Source organism: Rhodococcus sp. NPDC127593, from assembly GCF_042671975.1.
Taxonomy (GTDB): domain Bacteria; phylum Actinomycetota; class Actinomycetes; order Mycobacteriales; family Mycobacteriaceae; genus Rhodococcus_F.
Genome location: NZ_JBHXWI010000195.1, coordinates 1 through 1,013, shown reverse-complemented (window position 1 = coordinate 1,013; position 1,013 = coordinate 1). Strand labels below are relative to the sequence as shown.

The 1,013-nt window shown below is 69.6% G+C and carries 1 protein-coding gene; it reads right to left on the bottom strand.

Going from position 1 to position 1,013, the window contains the following annotated elements:
* Positions 1 to 1,013 (bottom strand): aldehyde dehydrogenase family protein (locus ACFVJ3_RS49565; RefSeq protein ID WP_378459060.1); only part of this gene is annotated, 1,013 nt, incomplete at both ends.

Genomic DNA, 1,013 nt, shown 5'->3' with positions numbered 1-1,013 from the left:
GATCGCTTCGGCTTCGTCGGTGTAGGGGATGACGGACAGGACGGGTCCGAAGATTTCTTCCTGGGCGATGGTGTGGCCGGTTTCGACGTCGGCGAAGACGGTGGGTTCGATGAACCAGCCGTGGTCGGTGTTGTCGGGTCTGCCGCCGCCGGCGGTGACCCGGCCGCCGTCGGAGCGGCCCTTTGCGATGTAGCCCTCGACGCGGTCGCGTTGCCGGGACGAGACGAGTGGTCCCATCTGGGTGGTGTCGGACAGCGGGTCGCCGACGGTCAGGCCCTTGGCGAGGTCGGTGATGGTGTCGACGATTTCGGTGTAGCGGGATCGGGGTGCGAGGACGCGGGTGCCGAGCCAGCAGATCTGTCCGTTGTTGAGCAGGGTTGCGGCGTAGAAGGATTCGATGTTCGCTGCCAGGTCGGCGTCGTCGAGGATGACGGCGGCGGATTTGCCGCCGAGTTCGAGGGTGACGGGGCGGAGCAGTTCGCCGCAGGTGCGCCCGATGGCGCGGCCGGCGGTGGTGGATCCGGTGAAGGAGACCTTGTCGATGCCGGGGTGGGCGACGAGGTAGGCGCCGAGGTCGCGTCCGCCGGGGACGATGTTGAGCACGCCGGCCGGTAGCCCGGCGGCGATGGCGGCCTCGGCCATCAGGAACGCGTCGAGGACGGTCTCGGGGGAGGGTTTGAGGACGACGGTGCATCCGGCGGCGAGGGCGGGGGCGAGTTTGAGGAATGTGATGGCCTGGGGCACGTTCCACGGCACGATGGCGCCGACGACGCCGATCGGGGAGCGGGTGACGAGGGTGGAGCCGCCGAGCATGCCGGGCCGGATCTCGTCTTCCTGCTTCGCCGCCATCTCGGCGTAGTAGCGCAGCAGGACGGGTGGGAAGCCGCCCTCGAACTGCCGGGCGAGGGTGATGGGCATGCCGTTCTGGCTGCTCACCCGGGTGGCGGTGTCTTCGGCGCGGGATTCGAGTTCGTCGGCGAAGCGGCTGAGCACCTCGGCGCGCTGGGCGGCGG